Below are 20,726 nucleotides of genomic sequence, written 5' to 3'. Positions count from 1 at the left end.
GCTGACGGGCCAACCTAACGAGGCGCTGGACACGTTGCGCCGATGAGACAAAAACGAGAGCGAAGAGGGGTATCCTCATGAAGAAACTAGCCAGCCTTGGCCTCGGCCTGCTGATGACCGCCAGCATGACGGCAGCCCAGGCCGATGAGGTCAGAATCGGCATGATCACGACACTTTCCGGCGGCGGCTCGCACCTGGGCGTGGACGTACGCGACGGCTTCATGCTGGCCATGGAGCGCTCGGGACGTGATGACGTGCGCGTGTTGATCCAGGACGACGCCAACCGTCCCGACCTGGCGCGCAGCCTCTCCAACGAGTTCATGCAGCGCGACAACGTCGACATTCTTACCGGCATCATCTGGTCGAATCTGGCCATGGCGGTTGTGCCGGCGGCCGTGCGCCAGGGTACCTTCTACATTTCCCCCAACGCCGGGCCCTCAGACTTGGCCGGGCGCATGTGTCACGAGAACTACTTCAACGTCGCCTATCAGAACGATAACCTGCACGGGGCCATGGGCGCCTATATGCGCGAACAGGGCTTCGAGCGGCCCATCCTGCTGGCGCCCAACTACCCCGCCGGCACCGACGCCCTGGCCGGCTTCAAGCATCTCTACGAAGGTGAAGTCGTCGACGAGATCTACACCCAGATGGGACAGACCGACTACGCCGCCGAGATCGCCCGGATCCGTGCCAGCAACGCCGACAGCCTGTTCTTCTTCCTGCCCGGCGGCATGGGCATCTCGTTCATGAAGCAGTGGGAGAACTCCGGCGTCGACCTGCCGGTGTTCGGTGCCGCCTTCTCCTTCGACGAGACCATCATCAAGGCGGTGGGCAGCGCCGCCATCGGCGCCATGAATACCTCGCTGTGGGCCTACGATCTCGACAACGAGGCCAACCACGCCTTCGTCGAGGCGTTCCGTGAGGCCTACGGCCGCACGCCGACGCTGTATGCCGCCCAGGGCTACGACACCGCCAACCTGATCCTGAGCGCGCTGGAGAAGGCCCACCCGAGCGATCAGGATGCCTTCCGCGAAGCGCTGCGCGAAGCCGATTTCGACACGGTGCGCGGCAAGTTCCGTTTCGGCCCCAACCACCATCCGATCCAGGACATCTATGTACGCGAGGTGGTCGAGGGTGACGACGGCCAGCCCACCAACCGTCTGATCGGCATCGCCGTGGAGGACATCCAGGACATCTATCACGAGCAGTGCCAGATGTGATGCAACGCCAGTGCCGCCGGGCCGAGGGTTCGGCGGCGCCTTCCTTGCCTTTCACGGTTGACGCTTCATGACATTATTCATCGAACAGCTCATCAACGGCCTTCAGCTCGGTACCATGCTGTTCCTGATGGCCAGCGGCCTGACCCTGGTGTTCGGGGTCATGGGACTGATCAACCTGGCCCATGGCTCCTTCTACATGGTGGGCGCCTACGCCACGGCGCTGGTGACCGCCGCCACCGGCTCCTTCTTCGTCGGCCTGGTCGCGGGTATCGCCGTGGCCGCCGCGGTGGGCGCCCTGGTGGAGCTGATCGTGATCCGCCGGCTCTATCACCGTCCGCACCTGGACCAGGTGCTGGCCACCTTCGCCCTGATCCTGATCTTCTCGGAGGGCACGCGCTGGGTGTTCGGCTCCTCGCCGCTGTGGCTCAACCCGCCGGCCATGCTGTCGGGCTCGGTCACGCTGCCCGGCGGGCTGCGCTACCCCATCTACCGGCTGGTGATCATCGCCGTGGGCGTGGCCGTGGCGGTGGGCATGTACTTTCTGATCACCCGTACCCGGCTCGGCATGCGCATCCGTGCCGGCGAGAGCGACCGCGAGATGATCGGCGCCCTGGGCGTCAACATCGCCCGGCTCTACACCCTGGTGTTCGCCATGGGCGCGGCGCTGGCCGGCCTGGCCGGCGCAATGGTCGGTGCCCTGCAGTCGGTGCAGGTGGGCATGGGCGAACCGGTGCTGATCCTGGCCTTCGTGGTGATCGTGATCGGCGGCATCGGCTCGATCAAGGGAGCGCTGTACGGCGCCATCCTGGTCGGCGTGGTGGATACCCTGGGGCGAGTGTTCCTGCCCGCCTTCTTCCGCCAGTTCATGAGCCCCTCGGAGGCCGCCGGCGTCGGCTCGGCCATCGCCGCCATGCTGATCTACATCATGATGGCCGCCATCCTCGCCTTCAAACCCAAGGGACTGTTTGCCGCCAATGAATAAGTCCAACACCTCGACGCTCGCGCCCCAGCCGGGGCTGCCGACACCGGCGGCCAGCTGGTACGACCGCAAGGGGCTGGTGCAGATCGGCCTGCTGGCCTTCCTGCTGCTGGTGCCCCTGGCGCTCTATTTCCTCGGTCACATCTACTACGTCAATCTGGCCTCGCGCATCACCCTGATCGCCATGGCCGCGGTGGGCCTCAACCTGGCCATCGGCTACGGCGGCATGATCAGCTTCGGCCACGCCGCCTACTTCGGTCTGGGCGGCTACGTGGCCGGCATCAGTGCCTATCACGCCTTCGATTTCACCCCGGTGATCGGCTGGCCCGTTGCCATTCCCGGCAGCGACAGCATGCTGGTGATCTGGCTCGCGGCGATCCTGCTGTGCGGCCTGCTGGCGCTGGCCATCGGTGCCATCTCGCTGCGCACCACCGGGGTCTACTTCATCATGATCACCCTGGCCTTCGCCCAGATGATGTACTACTTCGCCAACTCCTGGCCCACCTACGGCGGAGAGGACGGCCTGCCGATCTTCCTGCGCAACGGCCTGCCGTGGGTGGATACCAACGACGCCCTGACCTTCTTTCTGATCTGCTTCGGCGGGCTCGTGCTCTCGCTCGCCCTCACCTCGCGGATCATGAAGTCGCGCTTCGGCGCCGCACTCACCATGGCGCGGCTCAACGACACGCGCCTGGCCACCGCCGGTGTCTCGCCCTACCCCATTCGCCTGGTCGCCTTCGTCATCTCGGCGATGATCACCGGGCTGGCCGGAGCACTCTACGCCGACCTCAACGGCTTCGTCAGTCCCACCATGCTGAGCTGGCACATGTCCGGCGAACTGATGGTGATCGTGATACTCGGCGGCGTGGGCCGGCTCTACGGGCCGCTGGCCGGCGCGCTGCTGTTCGTGATGATGGAGACGCTGCTGGGCGGCATGACCGAGTACTGGCAGCTGTTCCTCGGCCTGGTGCTGCTGTTCGTGGTGCTGTTCGCCAAGCATGGGGTGATGGGCTGGCTGGCCGGGAGGGAGCGTCATGAGTGAAGCCGTGCTCGAACTCATCGATCTCAACAAGCGCTTCGGCGCTCTGCAAGCCACCCGCGACGTCTCGCTGGACCTGTACCCCGGCGAGATCCATGCCCTGATAGGCCCCAACGGCGCCGGCAAGTCGACCCTGATCGGCCAGATCGCCGGCAGCCTGAAACCCGATTCCGGCCGTATCGTGCTGGCCGGCCAGGAGATCACCTCGCTCAGCGTGGCGCAGCGGGCCCGGCTGGGGCTGGGGCGCAGTTTTCAGGTCTCATCGCTGGCCGAACCGCTGTCGGTAAAACGCAACGTGATGATCGCCGTACAGGCGCTGCAGGGCCACAGCTTCCGCTTCTGGAAACCGGTGCAGCGCGACGAAAGCCTGCTGGCCCCGGCGCTGGAGGCGCTGGAACGTATGGCGCTCACCCACCGCGCCGACACCCAGGTGGCCGAACTCTCCCACGGCGAGCGCCGTCAGGTGGAAGTGGCCTGCGCGCTGGCGCTCAAGCCCCGGGTGCTGCTGCTCGACGAACCCATGGCCGGACTGGGCCCGGAGGGCACGGCGCACCTCACCGAGCTGCTCGAGGCGCTCAAGCACGAGGTGCCGATCCTGCTGATCGAGCACGACATGGACGCCGTGTTCCGCCTGGCCGACCGCATCTCGGTGCTGGTGGCCGGCGGCGTAATCGCCCAGGGCGACAGCGCCGCTATCCGCGCCAACCCGCAAGTCCGCGAAGCCTACCTGGGAGAGGCGACATGCTGAACGTCACCGCGATCGAGACCTTCTACGGCCCTTCCCAGGCGCTGTTCGGCGTCGACCTGAGCGTCCAGGCCGGCGAGATGATGGCGCTGATGGGGCGTAACGGCATGGGCAAGACCACCACCATCCGCTCCATCTTCGGCCTCACTCCCGCGCGCAGCGGCAGCATCACCTTCGAGTCCCACGATCTGCGCCGCCTGCCGTCGTACCGCATCGCCCAGGCCGGTCTCGGTCTGGTGCCCGAAGGGCGGCGCTGCTTCCCCAACCTCTCGGTACGCGAGAACCTGGTGGTCACGGCGCGTCCCGGCTACTGGAGCCTGGCGCGGGTGGAAAAGCTCTTCCCGCGTCTGGCCGAGCGGCGCACCCAGATGGCGCGCACCCTCTCCGGGGGCGAACAGCAGATGCTCGCCATCGGCCGCGCGCTGATGACCAACCCCAGGCTGCTGGTGCTCGACGAAGCCACCGAAGGTCTCGCCCCGGTGATTCGCCACGAGATCTGGGCCGCTATTCGCGAGCTCAAGACCCAAGGTCAGTCGACCCTGATCGTCGACAAGTCGCTGGCCGAGCTGCTGCCGGTGGCCGACCGCTGCACCATCCTGGAGAAAGGGCGCACGGTGTGGACGGGGGAGCCCACCGCGCTCGACGACGAGCTGCGCGACCGTTACCTGGGCGTTTGAGGGAAGCCGCCATGCCATTCGTCACCCAGCGCAAGGTGCGCTTCCAGCACTGCGACCCGGCGGGCATCGTGTTCTACCCGCGCTACTACGAGATGCTCAACTCGGTGGTGGAGGACTACTTCGCCGAATCGGTGGGCCACGACTTCAACCGTCTCCACGTGGAGAGCCGCACCGGCGTGCCCACGGCGCACATCGAAACCGACTTCCATGCCCCCAGCCGGCTGGGCGAGACGCTCACCTTCGAACTCACGCTGCGTGACGTCGGACGTACCAGCCTGACCCTGCGCACCCTGGCCCACTGCAACGGCGAACCGCGCCTGACCAGCCATTTCACCCTGGTGTACGTCGACCTGGACAGTGGCCGCCCCCTGCCCTGGCCCGACGACATGCGCCGACACTTCGCCAAGGACTGCCAACAAGGATATCAAGATGAATGACGCCATCTCCCACCAGCTGCTTCACCCCTCTCACTGGAAGGCCGCCGTGGGCTATGCCAACGGCGTGCTCGCCAGCGGCCGCACGATCTTCGTCGGCGGCCAGATCGGCTGGAACGGCGATCAGGTCTTCGAGAGCGACGATTTCGTCGCCCAGGTCCACCAGGCCCTGGCCAATATCGTCGAGGTGCTCCAGGTCGCCGGCGCCGGCCCCGAACACCTGGTGCGGCTGACCTGGTACGTGACCGACAAGCAGGAGTATCTGGCCCGACTCAAGGAGGTGGGTGCCGCCTATCGCGAGGTGATAGGCAAGCACTTCCCGGCCATGACCATGGTCCAGGTAGCCGACCTGATCGAGGACCGGGCCAAGGTGGAGATCGAAGCGACCGCCGTCATTCCCGACGCTTGATCAGCCGCCGTGAAAGGCCGCGATACGTTGAACGAAACGTCCGCCCGGCGCGTAGTGGTCGAGAATGGTGAAGTGATCGTCGCCGGGTGAGAGCTCGGCGCTCACCGCCATGCCCTGGGCCTCGAGATGCTCGGCATGGGCCTGCATCTGACGGGCGAACTCCATGGACTCCTCGCCCCCCGCGACCAGATGCACCGGGGCGGCTACCCGACAGGGCAGGAACAGCGGGCTGTAGGTCTGCACGTCACGGCCGGTAAGCTGCAGCTTGGGCTGCAGCCACGACCAGGGGAAGGGGCGCAGGTCATAAAGTCCGCTGATGCACAAGGCACCCTCGAGCAGATCGTCGGGCAGGCCGTACACGCCCTGCCAGTCGGTGGCCAGCAGCATGGCGGTCAGGTGGCCCCCGGCGGAGTGGCCGGAGACGCTGAGCCGTGACGGATCGACGCCCAGCGAGGCGCCATGACGGTAGGCCCAGGCCACGGCGGCGCGCGCCTGCCTCACCACTTCGCCGAACGCCACCGTGGGGCACAGCGCATAGTTCACCACCGCCACGTTGATGCCCGCCGCCACCAGCCCTTCGGCCACGAAGCCGAACTCCCGATGGCCCAGCGAGCGCCAGTAGCCGCCGTGCAGGAACAGGTGCAGCGGCGCACCCTCGGCATCGGCTTGGTAGACGTCCATGCGTTCGGCCAGGGTCGGCCCGAAGGCGACGTTCTCGGTGACGCGACAGCGCTCACGCAGCGCGTCGCTGCGTGCCTGCCAGTCGCCAAGCAGCGCGGCCGGGTCGCGGCCGTGCATGGGATCGTATTCCCGGTCGATGGCTTCCTGGGTGGCAAAGTCACGATAGAGCATGCGTTTCCTTATTCTTGTTGTGTCATTTCACTCCGGTCACGCCGGGCGATGGCGACCGTTCAGGTTCGGGTGGCGCTGGCGAAAGGCGCCCAGCAGGATGCCCAGCGGCGCCACGGCCAGGATCACGAAGCCGATCAGGGTCCAGCCCGGCAGCGAGATGCCCAGCAGGAGGAAGTCGATCTCGGCGCACTCGCCGGAGCCGGAGAGCACCATGCCCACCACGTCACGCATGGGCAGGATGTCCATCATGTAGTCGAGACCTGGACCACAGCTCGGCACCTGGTCCGGCGGCAGCGACTGCAGCCACAAGTGACGCCAGGCCACGCCGATGCCGCCCAGCACCGCGGCCAGCGACAGACCGCCGTAGAGCGCGGCCCCGACTCGTCCGCGGGGGTTGTGAATGGCGGCAACGAGGAGCACCGCCGCCGCCGCCAGCACGGCGACCCGCTGGAAGATGCACAGCGGACAAGGCTCGAGGCCGCCGATGTGCTCCAGGCCCAGCGCGACGCCCATCATCAAGACGCAGAAGGCCAATCCGGCCAGGCTCCACTGGCGCACGGAGAGGCGCCGCAAGGTATCGGGCATCACCTGCCTCCCTGACTCGCCATGGCCACTCGCGGTTCACGGGCGCTGGCGAAGTAGTCATCGAGAAATGCGTCGAAGTGCAGCGCATCGGCGTCTTCGATATCGCGCTGCTGCTGATGCGAAGTGCCGACCAGCTGTTCGAAGTTGGCCGCTCGTGCCGGACCGATGGGCTCCCGGCGAAACCGCTCGGCATGCCCGCCGGCGAGGGCGAGGATGGCCTCGATGAACTCCTCGCCGGTCGACTCCAGCCGCGCCAACAGCCGGCCGGAGGGTGTCAGCGACGGATCCTCGAGCCAGGGGGCCAGCGAGGCGACGGCATCCGCATGGGGCGTGCCCTCTTCCAGCGCATCGAGCAGCTCGGCGGCCTGAGAGATCTCGGCGAAAATCTCTCCGCCCCAATCGGCCACGCTACGCTGCGCGCCGTTCTGGACCAGCCTGAGCTCGGGGTCGCGGCCGCGCTCGACGACCAGGCGCCGGTTGTCGTCCAGCCGGTCGCACTCTTCGTCCGGAATCCAGGGGCTCTCGGCCAGCAGGCACCACACCAGGAAGGCGTCGATGAAGCGCAGCCGCGCCTCGTCGATGCCCAGCGGCAGGAAGGGGTCGAGATCGAGACAGCGCACCTCGATGTACTCAACGCCGCGCGCCTCCAGCGCCTGGCTGGGGGTCTCGTCGTGACGGGTGACACGCTTGGGCCGGATGTCGCTGTAGTACTCGTTCTCGATCTGCAGGATGTTGGCGTTGAGCTGCTGCCAGTCGCTGCCGCTGCGCACGCCCAGCGCCTCGTAGGCGGGCCACGGCGTCTGGATGGCATGGCGCAGGGTACCGACATAGTTGGCCAGCGAGTTGAAGCAGATCTTCAGCTGCGCCTGCACCTTGTTCTGGTAGCCGAGGTCGGACATGCGCAGGCTGGTGGCATAGGGCGACACCAGGGTATCGCGCCCATGCGCGTGCAGCTTGTCGGGAATGTTGCCATCAGGCAGGAAGCTGCGGTCGAGCGCCGGCGAAGCGCCGAACAGGTAGAGCAGCAGCCAACTGTGACGGCGGAAATTGCGGATCAGGCCGAAATAGCGGCTGGAGCGGTAGTCGTCGAGGTCGACGTCGTGGGCTCCATCGCGCTCGCGCAGCAACGTCCACAGCTCGTCGGGCAGCGAGACGTTGTAATGGATACCGGCGATGGCCTGCATGATGCGGCCATAGCGCACGTCGAGCCCCTTGCGGTAGACGTGCTTCATGGTACCCACGTTGGAGCTGCCGTAGTCGGCGATGATCACGCTGTCGTTGCCATCGAGACGAGCCGGCATGCTGGCCGGCCAGATCAGCTCCTCGCCCAGGTGGCGATAGCTGAAGCGGTGCAGGTCGGCAAGGAAGTCGACCGCATCGCCGGGGCGGCAATACACCGGCGTGATGTACTCCAGCAGCGCCTCGGAATAATCCGTGGTGATGTGCGGATGCGTCAGCTTGGAGCCCAGCGCGTACGGGTGCGGCGTGGCGGCGATACGCCCCGCACCATCGACCCGCAACCCCTCCTTCTCCAGGCCGCGGCGCAGGCGCCCGAAGCGACCCTGAGCTGCCAGCTCGGTGAGGCGTGTAACGGTAGCAGTGTAATTTTCAGACAAGGCGTGGACCCCGTGTCTAGGAGGCCTTCAATGGGCCTCTCGGTCGAAGCATGTCGGCCGCCTACGACGGCCGAACACGCCAATGATGTCGAGAGTATGGCGACACAGGCGCCAGGATCAAGATTTGCCCTTTCTGGCCTTGAGCAGAGCCGCTCCCAGCGCCCCCATCTGGTTGGGCTGAGACTGCTCCCGGGGCGCATTGTTGCGCGGTGCCTTGCCCTGACCGCCACGCCGTTCGCCCTGGCTGGCGCGCGACGATCTGCCGCTGCTCTTGCCACCCTCTGCCTCGCCGGGCTGATCGTCGAGACGCATCGAGAGCCCGATGCGCGCGCGTTCGAGATCCACGCTCATCACCTTGACCTTGACGATGTCGCCGGCCTTGACCACCGAGCGAGGATCCTCGACGAACTTGTCCGATAGCGCCGAGATGTGCACCAGGCCATCCTGATGCACGCCGATGTCGACGAAGGCTCCGAAGTGAGTGACGTTGGTCACGCTGCCTTCGAGAATCATGCCCGGCTCCAGGTCCTTGAGCGTCTCCACCCCCTCGCGGAACTCGGCGGCCTTGAACTCGGGGCGCGGGTCACGGCCCGGCTTGTCGAGCTCCTTGAGAATGTCGCTGATGGTCGGCACACCGAAGCGTTCGTCGGCGAACTCGACGGGCTTGACCGACTTCAGCGTGGCGCTGTCGCCGATCAGGCTGGCCACCGGGCGACCGCTGCGGCTGGCGATACGCTCCACCACCGGGTACGCCTCAGGGTGCACGGCGCTGGCATCGAGCGGGTTGTCGCCGTTCATGATGCGCAGGAAGCCGGCGCACTGCTCGAAGGTCTTAGGCCCCAGGCGGCTAACATCGAGCAGCTGCTTGCGGCTGGCGAAGGCGCCCTCAGCGTTGCGCCGGGCGACGATGGCCTCGGCCAGCGCCGGGTTGAGGCCGGCCACCCTCGAGAGCAGCGCGCTGGAGGCGGTATTGAGGTCGACCCCGACGGCGTTGACGCAGTCCTCGATCACCGCTTCCAGACTCTTCGACAGCTGCAGCTGCGAAACGTCGTGCTGGTACTGACCCACGCCAATGGATTTGGGTTCGATCTTGACCAGCTCGGCCAGCGGATCCTGCAGGCGTCGGGCGATGGACACCGCGCCGCGGATGGTGACGTCGAGTTCGGGCAGCTCGCGGGCGGCATACTCCGACGCCGAGTAGACCGAGGCCCCGGCCTCGCTGACCATCACCTTGGAGAGCTGTTTCTTGCCAGCGAACAATTTGAGCAGGTCGCCGGCCAGCTTGTCGGTCTCGCGGCTGGCCGTGCCGTTGCCCACGGCGATAAGCGCCACGTCGTGCTTGTCCACCAGCTTGGCCAGCAGTGCCAGGGACTCGTTCCAGGCGTTGCGAGGCGCATGGGGGAAGATCGTGGCGTGCTCGAGGAACTGGCCGGTGGCGTCCACCACCGCCACCTTGCAGCCGGTACGCAGGCCCGGGTCGATGGCCAGCGTCGCCTTCTGCCCCGCCGGAGCGGCCAGCAGCAGGTCCTTGAGGTTGGCGGCGAAGACCTCGATGGCATCGAGCTCGGCGCGTTCGCGCAACCGCCCCATCAGCTCGGTCTCGAGGTGGGTGTAGAGCTTGACCCGCCAGGTCCAGCGCACCACGTCGGCCAGCCACTTATCGGCGGCACGGCCCTCGTCACGGATGTCGAAATGCCTGGCGATGGCCACCTGGGCGGGATGGACCAGCGCCTCGTCCTCGCCGGGCAGGCGGATGGCCAGGGTCAGCACGCCCTCGTTGCGCCCGCGGAACATCGCCAACGCGCGATGCGACGGCGTCTTGGCCAGCGCCTCGTCGTGCTCGAAGTAGTCGGAGAACTTGGCGCCCTCGCGCTCCTTTCCGGCAATCACCCGGGCGCTGAGCTCGCCTTCGTTCCACAGCCGCTCGCGCAGCGCACCGACCAGCTCGGGATCCTCGGCAAAACGCTCCATGAGGATCTGGCGCGCGCCGTCCAGCGCCGCCTTGGCGTCCTCGATAGCCGGAATGTCGCCCTCGGCGGGGCGCAGATAGTTGGCGGCCTCGCTCTCGGGGTCGAGGGTGGGATCGGCCAGCAGCGCATCGGCCAGCGGCTCGAGGCCGGCCTCGCGGGCGATCTGGGCCTTGGTGCGGCGCTTCTTCTTGTACGGCAGGTAGAGGTCTTCCAGGCGCTGCTTGGTATCGGCGGCCTGGATCTGCCCCGCCAGCTCCGGTGTCAGCTTGCCCTGTTCGTCGATGGCGGCAAGCACGGCGACCCGGCGCTCCTCCAACTCACGCAGGTAGCGCAGGCGTTCGTCGAGATTACGCAACTGGGTGTCGTCGAGGCCGCCGGTGACCTCCTTGCGGTAGCGGGCGATGAAGGGCACGGTAGCGCCGCCATCGAGCAGTTCCACGGTAGCGGAGACCTGCTGCGGGCGAACGGCGAGTTCCTCGGCGAGGCGCGAAATGATCCGGGTCGTGGCGTCCATGACTTCCTTGGTATTGCGACAGCGAAAGATCGCGCCAAGGTACCACAAACGCCACGCCCTCGCCGCCAGGATCAGCGTCGCCAGCCGATGTCGTCCCAGAAGTGACGGCGGGCCTCGCGAGCCGCCTCGTGCCGGGTCAGGCCGATGTCGCGCAGCTGGTGGTCGCTGAGCTCGAGCAGCTGGCTGCGCTCGTGGCGCAGCTGCACCAGGCGATCCATGCGCCGCGCCCAGCGCCACAGCTCGACGATGAAGCGCAAACGTCCGCGGGAGCGGGGTACGCAGTGGGGTGAGGCATGCTCACAGACTATCGCTGCCTTCATGTTCATGCGGTGCTTCCTCCTTCCGATGATGCGATGGAGAAAGTCTCGACGAAGCGCTAGAATCAATCCAACGAATAGTTGTTATGCCCATCATCACACTGCTTGATGGAATAACCTGCGAAACCGCTGGGAAAAACGGCCATGCTCCACACCATCGACCATGAACTGCTGCGCACCTTCGTCGCCATCGTCGACCACGGCGGTTTCACCCGCGCGGCCCAGGCGGTCAATCGCACCCAGTCCGCCGTCAGCATGCAGATCAAGCGGCTCGAGGAGGACGTGATCCAGCGACCGCTGTTCGAGCGTCAGGGACGCCAGATGCATCTGACCAGCGAAGGTACCACGCTGCTCGGCTACGCTCGCCGCATCCTCGCACTGCAGGGCGAGGCGCTCAACATGCTGCGCGAGCCGGATATGGTGGGACGGGTACGCATCGGCGTGCCGGACGACTTCGTCATGCGCTTCCTGCCGGGCATCCTGAAATCGTTTTCGCAGACCTGGCCACTGGTAGACGTCGAAGTGCAGTGCGCCCCCTCCTCGGAACTGCTCGGGCGCCAGCAGGGCAGTCTGGATCTGAGCATCGTGACCCGTGAAGTGGGTCAGGAGATCGGCACCATCCTGCGCCGTGAGGAGACGGTCTGGGTGGTGGCGGAGAGCCACCCGGTGCACCGCCAGTCGCCGCTGCCCCTGGCGCTGTTCGAGGAGCCCTGCTTCTGTCGCCGGCACGCCTGCAACGCCCTGACCCGCGCCGGGCGTCAGTATCGCATCGCCTACTCCAGCCCCAGCCTGGCCACGCTGCAGGCGGTAGTGGGTGCCGGGCTTGCCGTCTCCGCACTGATGAAGAGTCTGGTTACGCCCGGGATGCGGGTGCTCGACGAGGCGGACGGTCTGCCCCCGCTGCCGGACGGTTCCATCGTGCTGCTGCGCTCGCCCGAGGCCAGCTCACCGGCAGTGGATGGGCTGGCGCAGCACATCGTCGAGGGCTTCAGGTAGCCGCCGGCACGAAGGTCAGCGCCAGGCCGTTGTTGCACCAGCGCAGGCCGGTAGGCTCGGGGCCGTCGCTGAACACATGGCCCTGATGCCCGCCGCAGCGAGCGCAGTGATATTCGCGCCGCGGCCAGATCAGGCTGAAATCGAGCTGGCTGAGCAGATGCCCCTCGATGTGATCGAAGAAGCTCGGCCAGCCGGTGCCGGAGTCGTACTTCATGGCGCTCTCGAACAGCGGCAGATCGCAGCCGGCGCAGCGGTACTCCCCATCGCGCCACTCCTTGTCGAGCGGACTCGAAAACGGCGGCTCGGTACCGTGGTCGCGCAGGATCTCGAACTGCTCGGGCGTGAGACGCTCGCGCCATTCGTCCCGTGACAGCTCGATGCGCTCGAGATCCGGCGCCGGTTCGAGACTGAGCCTCGGAAACCCCCAGCCGACTCCCGGCAGCAGCCAGGCGGCACCACCCGCACCCAGCGCGCCGAGAAAGTGACGACGTTTCATTGTTCTCCCCCAGCGCCGCTGCGCGACGCCACCAGACATGAGTGAGTGCCCTTTACGCTCAGACCCGCGACGTATTGAGCGGTTCGCTATTGGCCGGACCTCGCTTCTCGTCTAGAGTCGAACGTCTCTCACAAGGCGCCGTGGGCTCGATCGTGCACCGATTCATGACACGCTGGCACTCCCTGATGGCCTGTCTCGGCCTGCTGGCCCTGACGCTGGCTATCGGCGGGCCATTGCTGAGCCAGACCCAGCGCCTGCTCGAAGCCCAATCGGCGCCTCATCCCACGCATCATCAGACCGCACATCACCACCACGCCACCACAGCAGCTCATGCCAATGCGCACTCGCATGGGCACGCCACCGCCGCAAACGGCCATGACGATCACCTGGCGGCCTGCGGTTACTGTCCGCTCTTCCTGCACATGCCGGGGATGCTGGTACAGGACGCCGTCACTCTTGCCCGGCCCGCTGTTTCCCCCGCTCCCCTTGGCGCCGGCATTTATCGCCCGCACACAGGCCAGCGGTATCGGCTCTATCATGGCCGCGCTCCACCGCTTCGCTCCCTCGTTTGATCTTCGGTTCGTCGCGAGGACTCCCAGCTCTGGGCAGCTCTCGTGACCGTTCGTCCCCTGATCAGGAGCGTTTCTCCATGTCTCGACAACCGGCGACGGCTCCCCGTCGCACCGGCAGGCTACTGCTTGCCTTGGTAACCCGGCTGCACGCCTATATCGGCCTCTTCGTTGCCCCCTTCATGCTGGTGGCGGCACTCTCCGGCATTGCCTACGTCCTGACGCCCTCGCTCGAGGCCTGGCTCTACCGCGATGCATTGAATGGTGTACAGGGCGGGACGGCACAGCCGCTTGCCCTGCAGGTCGAAGTGGCACAGCGTGCGCTGAGCACGGGCGACATGCCGGCAGTCGTCCGACCGGCGCCGCATCCGGGCGGAACCACTCGGGTCATGTTCGCGTCAGCCGAGCTCGGTCCCTCGCAGCATCGTGCCCTCTTCATAGATCCAGTAAGCCTCGAGATCAAGGGCGACATGCCGGTGTATGGCACCAGCGGCGTGCTGCCTCTGCGCACTACCATCGACCTGTTCCACCGTGAGCTGCTGATGGGCGACATCGGCCGGTACTACAGCGAACTCGCCGCCTCCTGGCTGTGGGTAGCTGCCTTCGGCGGGCTGGCCCTGTGGCTGCAGCGCCGCCGAGCGCTACGAGCCCAGCAAGGGCCGGCGGCCCTGCGCCGCCGGCATGCCACCCTGGGCATGGTGGCAGCACTAGGGCTGGTGTTCTTCTCAATTACCGGCCTGACCTGGTCGCAGTGGGCGGGCGGCAACATCGCCGAGCTGCGCCACGCCTGGGGCTGGGGTACGCCTAGCGTAACCACACAGCTCCCCGAGGCGGTGCCCCAGGCGCACGACGCTCATGGCGAGCACGGTGAGCACAGCCATGCTCAAGCGCCGGATGCGGGGGTGAGCCTGGCGGACTTCGATCTCGCCCTGAGCGCTGCCCGCACGGCCGGCATCGATGCAGCACTGCTGCAGATCGAGCCGCCACGCAGCGCAGACAGAGCCTGGCGAGTGGTGGAGATCGATCGCAGTTGGCCAACCCAGGTGGATCAGGTCGCCCTGCATCCACAGACCATGGCCGTCATCGACCGTACCGATTTCACCACCTTCCCCCTGGCCGCCAAGCTCACCCGCTGGGGCATCGACCTACACATGGGTGTGCTCTTCGGCCTGCCCAACCAGTTGGCCCTGGCGGCGATGGCCGGCTGCCTGGTGGTGCTGGTGTGCTGGGGCTATACGATGTGGTGGCGACGTCTGCGAGCAGCCCGGCACAGAAGCCGGGAAACGCTGAGTGAGATCTTCGTGGCGCTGCCTTGGGGCGCTCGGCTGGGCGTGCTGATGACGGCCGTGGCGCTGGGCCTGGCGCTACCGGTACTGGGCGCGAGCCTGGCCCTGTTCGCGGTGGTGGATGTGCTGCGCTGGCGGTCGGACCGGCGACGAGAGCCTCGGCTCGCCTAATCCCGATAACGCAACGGGGGAGAGGCTAGCGCCTCTCCCCCGTTGTCAACGCCAGAGCTTTCGGCTTCAGGTCAGGCTGGGCCCGGCCTTGACGATGGCTTCGCTGACGCCGTCGAACTTCTTGAAGTTGTCGACGAACTTGGCGGCCAGGTCACGCAGCTTGCGGTCATAGGCGGCCTGGTCTTCCCAGGTCTCGCGCGGGTCGAGCAGGCTCGAGTCGACGCCGGGCACTGCAACCGGCACGTCCAGGTTGAGGCCCTCGATGCGCTTGGTCTCGACTTCGCGCAGCACGCCGGACTGGATGGCGCTGATGATGGCGCGAGTGGTCGGGATGGAGAAGCGCGAGCCGCCTTCACCGTACGAGCCGCCGGTCCAGCCGGTGTTGACCAGGTAGACCTGGGCGTCCTTGGCCTCGACGCGCTTGATCAGCAGGTCGGCGTAGACACGTGCCGGGCGCGGGAAGAACGGCGCACCGAAGCAGGTGGAGAAGGTCGCCGCCAGGCCTTCGGAAGAGCCCATCTCGGTGGAACCCACCTTGGCGGTGTAGCCGGAGAGGAAGTGGTAGGCCGCCGCCTCCTTGGACAGCACCGACACCGGCGGCAGCACGCCGGACATGTCGCAGGTCAGGAAGATGATGGCGTTGGGTTCGCCGGCACGGTTTTCCGGTACGCGCTTCTCCACGTGCTCCAGCGGATAGGCGGCGCGGGAGTTCTGGGTCAGGCTGTCGTCGGTGTAGTCGGGCTCGCGACGGTCGTCGAGCACCACGTTCTCGAGTACGGTGCCGAACTTGATGGCATTCCAGATGACCGGCTCGTTCTTCTCGGAAAGGTCGATGCACTTGGCGTAGCAGCCACCCTCGACGTTGAACACGGTGCCGGGGCCCCAGCCATGCTCGTCGTCACCGATCAGGTAGCGTGCCGGGTCGGCGGAGAGCGTGGTCTTGCCGGTGCCGGAAAGGCCGAAGAACAGTGCCGTGTTGCCGTCCTCGCCGACGTTGGCCGAGCAGTGCATGGGCAGCACGTCGGAAGCCGGCAGCAGGAAGTTCTGCACCGAGAACATCGCCTTCTTCATCTCACCGGCGTAGCGCATGCCGGCGATCAGCACCTTCTTCTGGGCGAAGTTGATGATCACGGTGCCGTCGGAGTTGGTGCCGTCACGATTCGGGTCGCACTCGAAGTGGGGTGCGTTGAGGATGGTCCACTCCGCCTTGGCGGCGGGGTTGTAACCTTCCGGACGCACGAACATGGTGCGACCGAAGAGGTTGTGCCAGGCCGTCTCGGTGGTCACCCGCACCGGCAGGTAGTGGGTCGGGTCGCTGCCCACGTGGAGTTCGGAAACGAAGCGGTCGCTGCTGTTCAGGTAGTCCTCGACACGCGCCCAGAGAGCATCGAACTTGGCGGCCTCGAAGGGACGGTTGACGCTGCCCCAGTCGATGTCGCCGCTGGTGGAAGGCTCGTCGACGATGAAGCGATCCGTGGGCGAACGGCCGGTACGCAGGCCGGTGTTCACCACCAGGGCGCCGTTTGCAGCCAGGTGGCCCTCTCCGCGTGCCACGGCACGCTCGATGAGCTCTGCGCTGCTGAGATTGACGTGTGCTTGAGGAGCGGCTTGGGATGTGGTCATGTCGTTTCCTGGGCCTTGCGGCCGGTTCTCTCTCGTGTGCCAGGCGTCGATACGCCATTGCGTTGCGTTTCCGATCGTCCCTGTGCGGATGCATGCCGTCTTGTAATGAAGGCGATCGGCCATTAAGCGGGCGCCATTATGGCAAAAAGGAAGCCATCAGGAAACGAGAACTTTGACCGAAGTTCTTGTAGTTTTACTACTACATCGAGACATATCGCCGCAGGTTGACGACGCCCGAACTTGTGCATTGCAGCATCGTCAGGCGAACGAACGAGACGCCCTCGAGACATCTCGTTCGTCGTGTTAGACAGGCGGGTCAGTGCAGCGTGGGAGCAGCACCACCCTGCTCGTGCAGCAACGCCTCGACTTCGCTCTCGCCGAAGCGGTAATGGGTGTGGCAGAAGTGGCACTGGGTCTCGATCTCGCCCTGCTCGGCCAGCACGTTGCGCAACTCGTCGCCCCCCAGGGTCAGCAGCGCTTCCGCGATGCGTTCCCGCGAGCAGGTGCAGCCGAAGCGCAGCGCCTTGGGCTCGAACACCCTCACCGTCTCTTCGTGGTAGAGCCGGTGCAGCAGCTCACGCTGTTCGAGCCCCAGCAGCTCGTAGGTTTTCAGGGTCTTGGCCAGTTGCACGGTGCGCTCCCAGGCGTCCTCGTCCTGGTTCTGCGACTCGTCCGGCAGGCGCTGCAGCAGCAGCCCGGCGGCACGCTGGCCGTCGGCGCGCAGCCACAGCTGAGTGGGCAACTGCTCGGACTGCGAGAAATAGGCCTCGAGACAGCCGGCCAGGCTGTCGTGGTCGAGCGCCACGATGCCCTGGTAGCGATTGCCTTCGCGGGGGTCGAGGGTGATGACGATATGACCCTCGCCCACCAGCTCACGGAAGGCCGCCTCGCCCTCCGGCAGGCTGGCGTCTTCGGCCAGACGAGCGATGGCGCGCAGCTCGCCGCCGGGGTTGGACTCCGCCATCAGCAGCGACAGCTCTCCCTGCCCGCGTACCTCGATGCTGAGAATCCCGTCGAGCTTGACGGTGTCGGTGAGCAGCGCCACAGCCGCCAGCAGCTCACCCAACAGGCGGTTGACGGCCGGCGGATAGCCGTGCCGCTCGAGCACTTCGCCGTAGGCCCGCTCCAGCGTGACGATCTCGCCACGGACGTTGGTGCGTTCGAAAAGAAAGCGCTGGATCTGATCGGTCATCATCGATTCCGGAAAAGTCATTCGTCATGCTGGCGCTGGAAGCGCTGGATGTCCCGACGCTGTTTCTTGTCGGGTCGTTTGAGCGGATGCTGCATGGCCTGATTGGTCAGGCGCCGGCCTTCGGCCTCACGCGCACGGCGCTCGGCGCTCTCGTCGGTTTCGCGGTAGAGTTCACGAGCCTCGGGGGCGCCGCGGCGCTGATCGGAGAGCGCCAGGACTTCCACCTCCCACACGTCCCAGCCCTGGGGTACGCGAATCAGCGCCCCCACCTCCACGTTCTTGCTGGTCTTGGCGCGGCCGCCATTGTAATGCACCTTGCCGCCCTCGATGGCCTTCTTGGCCAGGGCCCGGGTCTTGAAGAAGCGGGCGGCCCACAGCCACTTGTCGAGTCTTACGTTATCCACCGACGCCTCCTGTCTCGCCAGGCTTGCCCTTGTCGCCACGCATCTTGTCGCCACGTGTCATGTCTCCACGTACCTTGTCGCCACGTACCTTGTCGGCACGTACTTCAGAGGGTAGCGCTTCGGGTAGGATCGTGGCGAAGCGGTCCAGGGCAATGAACTCCTTGAGCTCCTTTTCCGGCTGCGTGCTGTCAGGCTGCTTGATACCCAGCAGATGGCGGATGCCGAACTCCCGGGCGCTCTCCAGCACCTCGGGGTTGTCGTCGATGAACAGCGTGCGGGCCGGATCGAAGGGCTCGACGTCCTGCAGCGCGAACCAGAACTCCTGGGCCTCCTTGGGCACGCCGAGATCCGCCGAGGAGACGATGGCGTCCAGGTACTCCTCGAGGCCGGTGAGGGGCAGCTTGAGTTCGAGGCTTTCGCGATCGGCGTTGGTGGCCAGCACCACCCTGGGGTGTGCCTGCTTGAGCCACTTGAGGAAGTCCAGCGCGTCGCTGCGCAGGCCGATCAGGTGCTGGATCTCGCGCTTGAGCGCGACGATGTCCACGCCCAGCTCCCGGCTCCAGTAGGCCAGGCTGTACCAGTTCAAGGTGCCCTTCTCGCGAATGATGCGCGAGCGCAGCTGCTCCTGCGTGGCCTCGTCGAGGCGATGCAGCTCGACGTAGCGGCGTGGCAGATGCTCCAGCCAGAAGTGGCTGTCGAAGTGAAGGTCGAGCAGTGTGCCGTCCATGTCCAGCAGAACGGTATCGATGGCGCGCCAATCGATCATGGCGACTCCCGGTAGCATCTGAGCGGTGGAAGGCGTGATATTGTACCCAAAGGACAATGGCGGCGCATTCCCGGCTGGATGCCATGCCGACGGTCACCCGCACGAAACGGAGCCTTCATGTCAGACAAGCTGCCCTTGCAAAAACCCCAGGTGCTCTCCCGCCAGTCGGTGGCACGCAGCCGCCTGTTCCACATCGAGTCGCTGGAGCTGCGTTTCGCCAACGGTGCCGAGCGCACCTTCGAGCGCCTGACCGGCAGCGACCAGGGCGCAGTGATGATCATCGCCATGCCCGACCCCGACCACGTCCTGCTGATTCGCGAGTACGCAGCGGGCTTCGAGGACTACGTGCTGACCCTGCCCAAGGGCCTGGTCGACCCGGGTGAGGACATCGTAACCGCCGCCAATCGCGAACTGATGGAAGAGTGCGGCTTCGGCGCCCGACGCATCGAGCCGCTGGTGGAACTGTCGCTGGCGCCCAACTACATGCGTCATCGCATGCAGGTGTTGCTGGCCACCGAACTCTATCCCAAACGCCTGCCGGGCGACGAGCCGGAGCCGCTGGTGGTCGAAACCCATGCGCTGGAGGAGCTACCGGCCCTGCTGATGCGCGACGACTTCCACGAGGCCAGGGCCATCGCCGCGCTGTTCATCGCCCGGGATACCCTGCGCCAGCGCCGTTACGACGAACCGCGCCTGGGCTGGTAGCGCCTGCTGTCGCGCTCAACCGTGGCGATGCAGGTGAGGTAGCGTGGCGCCGTTCTCCTTGAAGCGTATCCAGCGGCTCTGACGATAGCTGTCGAGTCCGGCCTCCAGCAGGGTCATGACCTCGATCGCCTCTTCCACGCTGACTGGCGGCAGGCCACCACCATCGAGCGCTTCGACGATGCCTGTGTAGTAAGCCAGATAATCTCCCGGCAGGCCGCCGTGCTCACGACGCACCATGCCCCCCTCGCCGCTTTCGTCGACCAGCGTCAGTTGGCCCGGACGCGGATCGATGCCCCAGTCGCGGGTCGGCATACGCCCCTCACGCAGCCAGTTCTCCTGCGGGTCGCGGCCATACTTGACGAAGCTTCCGCGGGTGCCGTGCAGCGCCAGTTGAGGCGTCGGCTCCGCCACCAGTGAGCTGGCGCGCAGGGTTACCCGCAGCCCGTCGTAATCGAGCAGAGCGTGAAAGTCGTCGTCCACCTCGGCGCCGTCGCGGGCCGCCATCAGGTCGAGCAGTATCGCCCGCGGCATGCCGAACAGCGTGCGGGCCTGATCGAGCAGGTGCGAGCCGAGGTCGTACCAGATACCGCTGCCGGGCTTGTGCTGCTCGCGCCAACGCTCGGCGACTTGCGGGCGAAATCGGTCGAAGCGCAGCTCCAGCGACACCGGCCGGCCGACGCCCTCCTCCTTCACCAACGCCTGCAGCGTGCGGAAGTCGCTGTCCCAGCGGCGGTTGTGGAACACGCTGACCAACCGCTCGGCCTTGTCGGCCTCGGCCTTGAGCAGCCGCGCCTCGGAGAGCGACACCGTGAACGGCTTGTCGATCACCACATGCTTGCCGCCAGCGAGCGCTGCCTTGCCCAGGGCGAAGTGGGTCTCGTTGGGGCTGGCAATCACCACCAGATCGATGTCTGGCCGGCTCAGCAACGCCGCCGCCTTGGGCAGCACTTCGACGTCGGGCAGTACGGCATGCACTCGCTCGGGCGCACTGCTGACCACGGCCAACAGTTCGAGGCCCGGTGTGGCCTGGATCAGCGGGGCATGAAAGAAGCGGCCGGCGGTGCCGAAGCCGATCAGGCCGACGCCGAAGGTCTGCTTGCGCATGTCGTCGTTCCTTCTTGCTGAGGGAGAGCCCAAAGCCGACGAACCGGGCCTGGGCCC

Annotated in this window: 22 protein-coding genes; 11 read left to right on the top strand and 11 right to left on the bottom strand. The window is 66.3% G+C overall.

What is annotated here, in order from left to right; translation table 11 throughout:
- The first annotated feature begins 77 nt into the window (after nucleotides 1-77).
- The 7 genes from HOP59_RS09295 to HOP59_RS09265 all read left to right on the top strand — a co-directional run bounded on the left by HOP59_RS09295 (nucleotide 78) and on the right by HOP59_RS09265 (nucleotide 5,503).
- Complete coding sequence (locus HOP59_RS09295; RefSeq protein WP_010627205.1) at nucleotides 78-1,220, top strand: ABC transporter substrate-binding protein; 1,143 nt, start codon at nucleotides 78-80, stop codon at nucleotides 1,218-1,220.
- A 67-nt stretch (nucleotides 1,221-1,287) separates the two neighbouring features.
- A complete protein-coding gene (locus HOP59_RS09290; protein ID WP_010627204.1) occupies nucleotides 1,288-2,202 on the top strand; it encodes a branched-chain amino acid ABC transporter permease in 915 nt (304 codons plus the stop codon).
- Nucleotides 2,195-3,241 carry a branched-chain amino acid ABC transporter permease gene (locus HOP59_RS09285; RefSeq protein WP_234253674.1) on the top strand — a complete coding sequence of 349 codons (1,047 nt, stop codon included), beginning with the start codon at nucleotides 2,195-2,197 and terminating at the stop codon, nucleotides 3,239-3,241. The genes HOP59_RS09290 and HOP59_RS09285 overlap by 8 nt, the downstream gene beginning before the upstream one ends.
- Nucleotides 3,234-3,986, top strand: coding sequence for an ABC transporter ATP-binding protein (locus HOP59_RS09280; RefSeq protein ID WP_234253672.1), 753 nt, complete (start codon nucleotides 3,234-3,236; stop codon nucleotides 3,984-3,986). Before HOP59_RS09285 ends, HOP59_RS09280 begins: the two co-directional genes overlap by 8 nt.
- On the top strand, nucleotides 3,980-4,660 hold the full coding sequence (locus tag HOP59_RS09275; RefSeq protein WP_234253670.1) for an ABC transporter ATP-binding protein: 681 nt from the start codon (nucleotides 3,980-3,982) through the stop codon (nucleotides 4,658-4,660). The genes HOP59_RS09280 and HOP59_RS09275 overlap by 7 nt, the downstream gene beginning before the upstream one ends.
- An 11-nt stretch (nucleotides 4,661-4,671) precedes the next feature.
- Nucleotides 4,672-5,097 carry an acyl-CoA thioesterase gene (locus tag HOP59_RS09270; RefSeq protein ID WP_234253668.1) on the top strand — a complete coding sequence of 142 codons (426 nt, stop codon included), beginning with the start codon at nucleotides 4,672-4,674 and terminating at the stop codon, nucleotides 5,095-5,097.
- The gene (locus HOP59_RS09265) at nucleotides 5,090-5,503 is read left to right on the top strand and encodes a RidA family protein (protein ID WP_234253666.1); all 414 of its coding nucleotides are present in this window, start codon (nucleotides 5,090-5,092) and stop codon (nucleotides 5,501-5,503) included. Before HOP59_RS09270 ends, HOP59_RS09265 begins: the two co-directional genes overlap by 8 nt.
- Here HOP59_RS09265 and HOP59_RS09260 read toward each other — a convergent pair whose 3' ends face one another.
- From HOP59_RS09260 to HOP59_RS09240, 5 genes are all read right to left on the bottom strand, one after another.
- Nucleotides 5,504-6,355: an alpha/beta hydrolase gene (locus HOP59_RS09260; protein ID WP_234253664.1), complete on the bottom strand. Its 852-nt coding sequence runs from the start codon at nucleotides 6,353-6,355 to the stop codon at nucleotides 5,504-5,506.
- A gap of 36 nt (nucleotides 6,356-6,391) precedes the next feature.
- Nucleotides 6,392-6,940, bottom strand: coding sequence for a disulfide bond formation protein B (locus HOP59_RS09255; protein ID WP_234253663.1), 549 nt, complete (start codon nucleotides 6,938-6,940; stop codon nucleotides 6,392-6,394).
- Entirely contained in the window at nucleotides 6,940-8,556 is a 1,617-nt protein-coding gene (gene gshA / locus HOP59_RS09250) for a glutamate--cysteine ligase (RefSeq protein ID WP_234253662.1), read from the bottom strand. Before gshA ends, HOP59_RS09255 begins: the two co-directional genes overlap by 1 nt.
- 117 nt (nucleotides 8,557-8,673) lie before the next feature.
- Entirely contained in the window at nucleotides 8,674-11,040 is a 2,367-nt protein-coding gene (locus tag HOP59_RS09245; protein WP_234253660.1) for a Tex family protein, read from the bottom strand.
- Between the two features lie 71 nt (nucleotides 11,041-11,111).
- Complete coding sequence (locus HOP59_RS09240; protein ID WP_010627194.1) at nucleotides 11,112-11,366, bottom strand: DUF1127 domain-containing protein; 255 nt, start codon at nucleotides 11,364-11,366, stop codon at nucleotides 11,112-11,114.
- Nucleotides 11,367-11,501: 135 nt separating this feature from the next.
- Here HOP59_RS09240 and HOP59_RS09235 point away from each other — a divergent pair, with 135 nt between their 5' ends.
- Nucleotides 11,502-12,353: a LysR substrate-binding domain-containing protein gene (locus HOP59_RS09235; RefSeq protein ID WP_010627193.1), complete on the top strand. Its 852-nt coding sequence runs from the start codon at nucleotides 11,502-11,504 to the stop codon at nucleotides 12,351-12,353.
- On the opposite strand, the gene msrB is transcribed toward HOP59_RS09235, so the two are convergent.
- Nucleotides 12,346-12,849 (bottom strand): peptide-methionine (R)-S-oxide reductase MsrB, encoded by a 504-nt coding sequence (gene msrB, locus HOP59_RS09230; RefSeq protein ID WP_010627192.1) that lies wholly within the window; start codon nucleotides 12,847-12,849, stop codon nucleotides 12,346-12,348. The genes HOP59_RS09235 and msrB overlap by 8 nt on opposite strands.
- A gap of 164 nt (nucleotides 12,850-13,013) precedes the next feature.
- Between msrB and HOP59_RS23685 the strand changes: the two genes are divergently transcribed.
- Nucleotides 13,014-13,421: a DUF2946 family protein gene (locus tag HOP59_RS23685; RefSeq protein ID WP_083861799.1), complete on the top strand. Its 408-nt coding sequence runs from the start codon at nucleotides 13,014-13,016 to the stop codon at nucleotides 13,419-13,421.
- 77 nt (nucleotides 13,422-13,498) lie between these two features.
- Nucleotides 13,499-14,875, top strand: coding sequence for a PepSY-associated TM helix domain-containing protein (locus tag HOP59_RS09220; RefSeq protein ID WP_010627190.1), 1,377 nt, complete (start codon nucleotides 13,499-13,501; stop codon nucleotides 14,873-14,875).
- A gap of 66 nt (nucleotides 14,876-14,941) precedes the next feature.
- Here the strand turns inward: HOP59_RS09220 and HOP59_RS09215 are convergent, their stop codons facing one another.
- From HOP59_RS09215 to yrfG, 4 genes are all read right to left on the bottom strand, one after another.
- Complete coding sequence (locus tag HOP59_RS09215) at nucleotides 14,942-16,498, bottom strand: phosphoenolpyruvate carboxykinase (protein ID WP_234253658.1); 1,557 nt, start codon at nucleotides 16,496-16,498, stop codon at nucleotides 14,942-14,944.
- 316 nt (nucleotides 16,499-16,814) lie between these two features.
- Nucleotides 16,815-17,690 (bottom strand): Hsp33 family molecular chaperone HslO, encoded by an 876-nt coding sequence (gene hslO, locus HOP59_RS09210; RefSeq protein WP_234253656.1) that lies wholly within the window; start codon nucleotides 17,688-17,690, stop codon nucleotides 16,815-16,817.
- A 17-nt stretch (nucleotides 17,691-17,707) separates the two neighbouring features.
- The gene (gene hslR, locus HOP59_RS09205) at nucleotides 17,708-18,094 is read right to left on the bottom strand and encodes a ribosome-associated heat shock protein Hsp15 (protein ID WP_010627187.1); all 387 of its coding nucleotides are present in this window, start codon (nucleotides 18,092-18,094) and stop codon (nucleotides 17,708-17,710) included.
- Complete coding sequence (gene yrfG / locus HOP59_RS09200; protein WP_010627186.1) at nucleotides 18,087-18,860, bottom strand: GMP/IMP nucleotidase; 774 nt, start codon at nucleotides 18,858-18,860, stop codon at nucleotides 18,087-18,089. The genes hslR and yrfG overlap by 8 nt, the downstream gene beginning before the upstream one ends.
- 117 nt (nucleotides 18,861-18,977) lie before the next feature.
- Here yrfG and nudE point away from each other — a divergent pair, with 117 nt between their 5' ends.
- Nucleotides 18,978-19,565 (top strand): ADP compounds hydrolase NudE, encoded by a 588-nt coding sequence (gene nudE / locus HOP59_RS09195; RefSeq protein ID WP_010627185.1) that lies wholly within the window; start codon nucleotides 18,978-18,980, stop codon nucleotides 19,563-19,565.
- 15 nt (nucleotides 19,566-19,580) lie between these two features.
- Here the strand turns inward: nudE and HOP59_RS09190 are convergent, their stop codons facing one another.
- Nucleotides 19,581-20,669: an oxidoreductase gene (locus HOP59_RS09190; RefSeq protein ID WP_010627184.1), complete on the bottom strand. Its 1,089-nt coding sequence runs from the start codon at nucleotides 20,667-20,669 to the stop codon at nucleotides 19,581-19,583.
- Between the last annotated feature and the right edge of the window lie 57 nt (nucleotides 20,670-20,726).

It is taken from the genome of Billgrantia aerodenitrificans, assembly GCF_021404405.1.
In the GTDB taxonomy this organism is placed as follows: domain Bacteria; phylum Pseudomonadota; class Gammaproteobacteria; order Pseudomonadales; family Halomonadaceae; genus Halomonas; species Halomonas aerodenitrificans.
This window is presented reverse-complemented; position numbering and strand designations above follow the sequence as displayed.

Excerpts from the sequence above, each read along its gene's own strand:
- HOP59_RS09295 (WP_010627205.1), top strand. The coding sequence starts at position 78 with ATGAAGAAACTAGCCAGCCTTGGCCTCGGCCTGCTGATGACCGCCAGC.
- HOP59_RS09290 (WP_010627204.1), top strand. The coding sequence starts at position 1,288 with ATGACATTATTCATCGAACAGCTCATCAACGGCCTTCAGCTCGGTACC.
- HOP59_RS09285 (WP_234253674.1), top strand. The coding sequence starts at position 2,195 with ATGAATAAGTCCAACACCTCGACGCTCGCGCCCCAGCCGGGGCTGCCG.
- HOP59_RS09280 (WP_234253672.1), top strand. The coding sequence starts at position 3,234 with ATGAGTGAAGCCGTGCTCGAACTCATCGATCTCAACAAGCGCTTCGGC.
- HOP59_RS09275 (WP_234253670.1), top strand. The coding sequence starts at position 3,980 with ATGCTGAACGTCACCGCGATCGAGACCTTCTACGGCCCTTCCCAGGCG.
- HOP59_RS09270 (WP_234253668.1), top strand. The coding sequence starts at position 4,672 with ATGCCATTCGTCACCCAGCGCAAGGTGCGCTTCCAGCACTGCGACCCG.
- HOP59_RS09265 (WP_234253666.1), top strand. The coding sequence starts at position 5,090 with ATGAATGACGCCATCTCCCACCAGCTGCTTCACCCCTCTCACTGGAAG.
- HOP59_RS09260 (WP_234253664.1), bottom strand. The coding sequence starts at position 6,355 with ATGCTCTATCGTGACTTTGCCACCCAGGAAGCCATCGACCGGGAATAC.
- HOP59_RS09255 (WP_234253663.1), bottom strand. The coding sequence starts at position 6,940 with ATGCCCGATACCTTGCGGCGCCTCTCCGTGCGCCAGTGGAGCCTGGCC.
- HOP59_RS09245 (WP_234253660.1), bottom strand. The coding sequence starts at position 11,040 with ATGGACGCCACGACCCGGATCATTTCGCGCCTCGCCGAGGAACTCGCC.
- HOP59_RS09240 (WP_010627194.1), bottom strand. The coding sequence starts at position 11,366 with ATGAACATGAAGGCAGCGATAGTCTGTGAGCATGCCTCACCCCACTGC.
- HOP59_RS09235 (WP_010627193.1), top strand. The coding sequence starts at position 11,502 with ATGCTCCACACCATCGACCATGAACTGCTGCGCACCTTCGTCGCCATC.
- msrB (WP_010627192.1), bottom strand. The coding sequence starts at position 12,849 with ATGAAACGTCGTCACTTTCTCGGCGCGCTGGGTGCGGGTGGTGCCGCC.
- HOP59_RS23685 (WP_083861799.1), top strand. The coding sequence starts at position 13,014 with ATGACACGCTGGCACTCCCTGATGGCCTGTCTCGGCCTGCTGGCCCTG.
- HOP59_RS09220 (WP_010627190.1), top strand. The coding sequence starts at position 13,499 with ATGTCTCGACAACCGGCGACGGCTCCCCGTCGCACCGGCAGGCTACTG.
- HOP59_RS09215 (WP_234253658.1), bottom strand. The coding sequence starts at position 16,498 with ATGACCACATCCCAAGCCGCTCCTCAAGCACACGTCAATCTCAGCAGC.
- hslO (WP_234253656.1), bottom strand. The coding sequence starts at position 17,690 with ATGACCGATCAGATCCAGCGCTTTCTTTTCGAACGCACCAACGTCCGT.
- yrfG (WP_010627186.1), bottom strand. The coding sequence starts at position 18,860 with ATGATCGATTGGCGCGCCATCGATACCGTTCTGCTGGACATGGACGGC.
- nudE (WP_010627185.1), top strand. The coding sequence starts at position 18,978 with ATGTCAGACAAGCTGCCCTTGCAAAAACCCCAGGTGCTCTCCCGCCAG.
- HOP59_RS09190 (WP_010627184.1), bottom strand. The coding sequence starts at position 20,669 with ATGCGCAAGCAGACCTTCGGCGTCGGCCTGATCGGCTTCGGCACCGCC.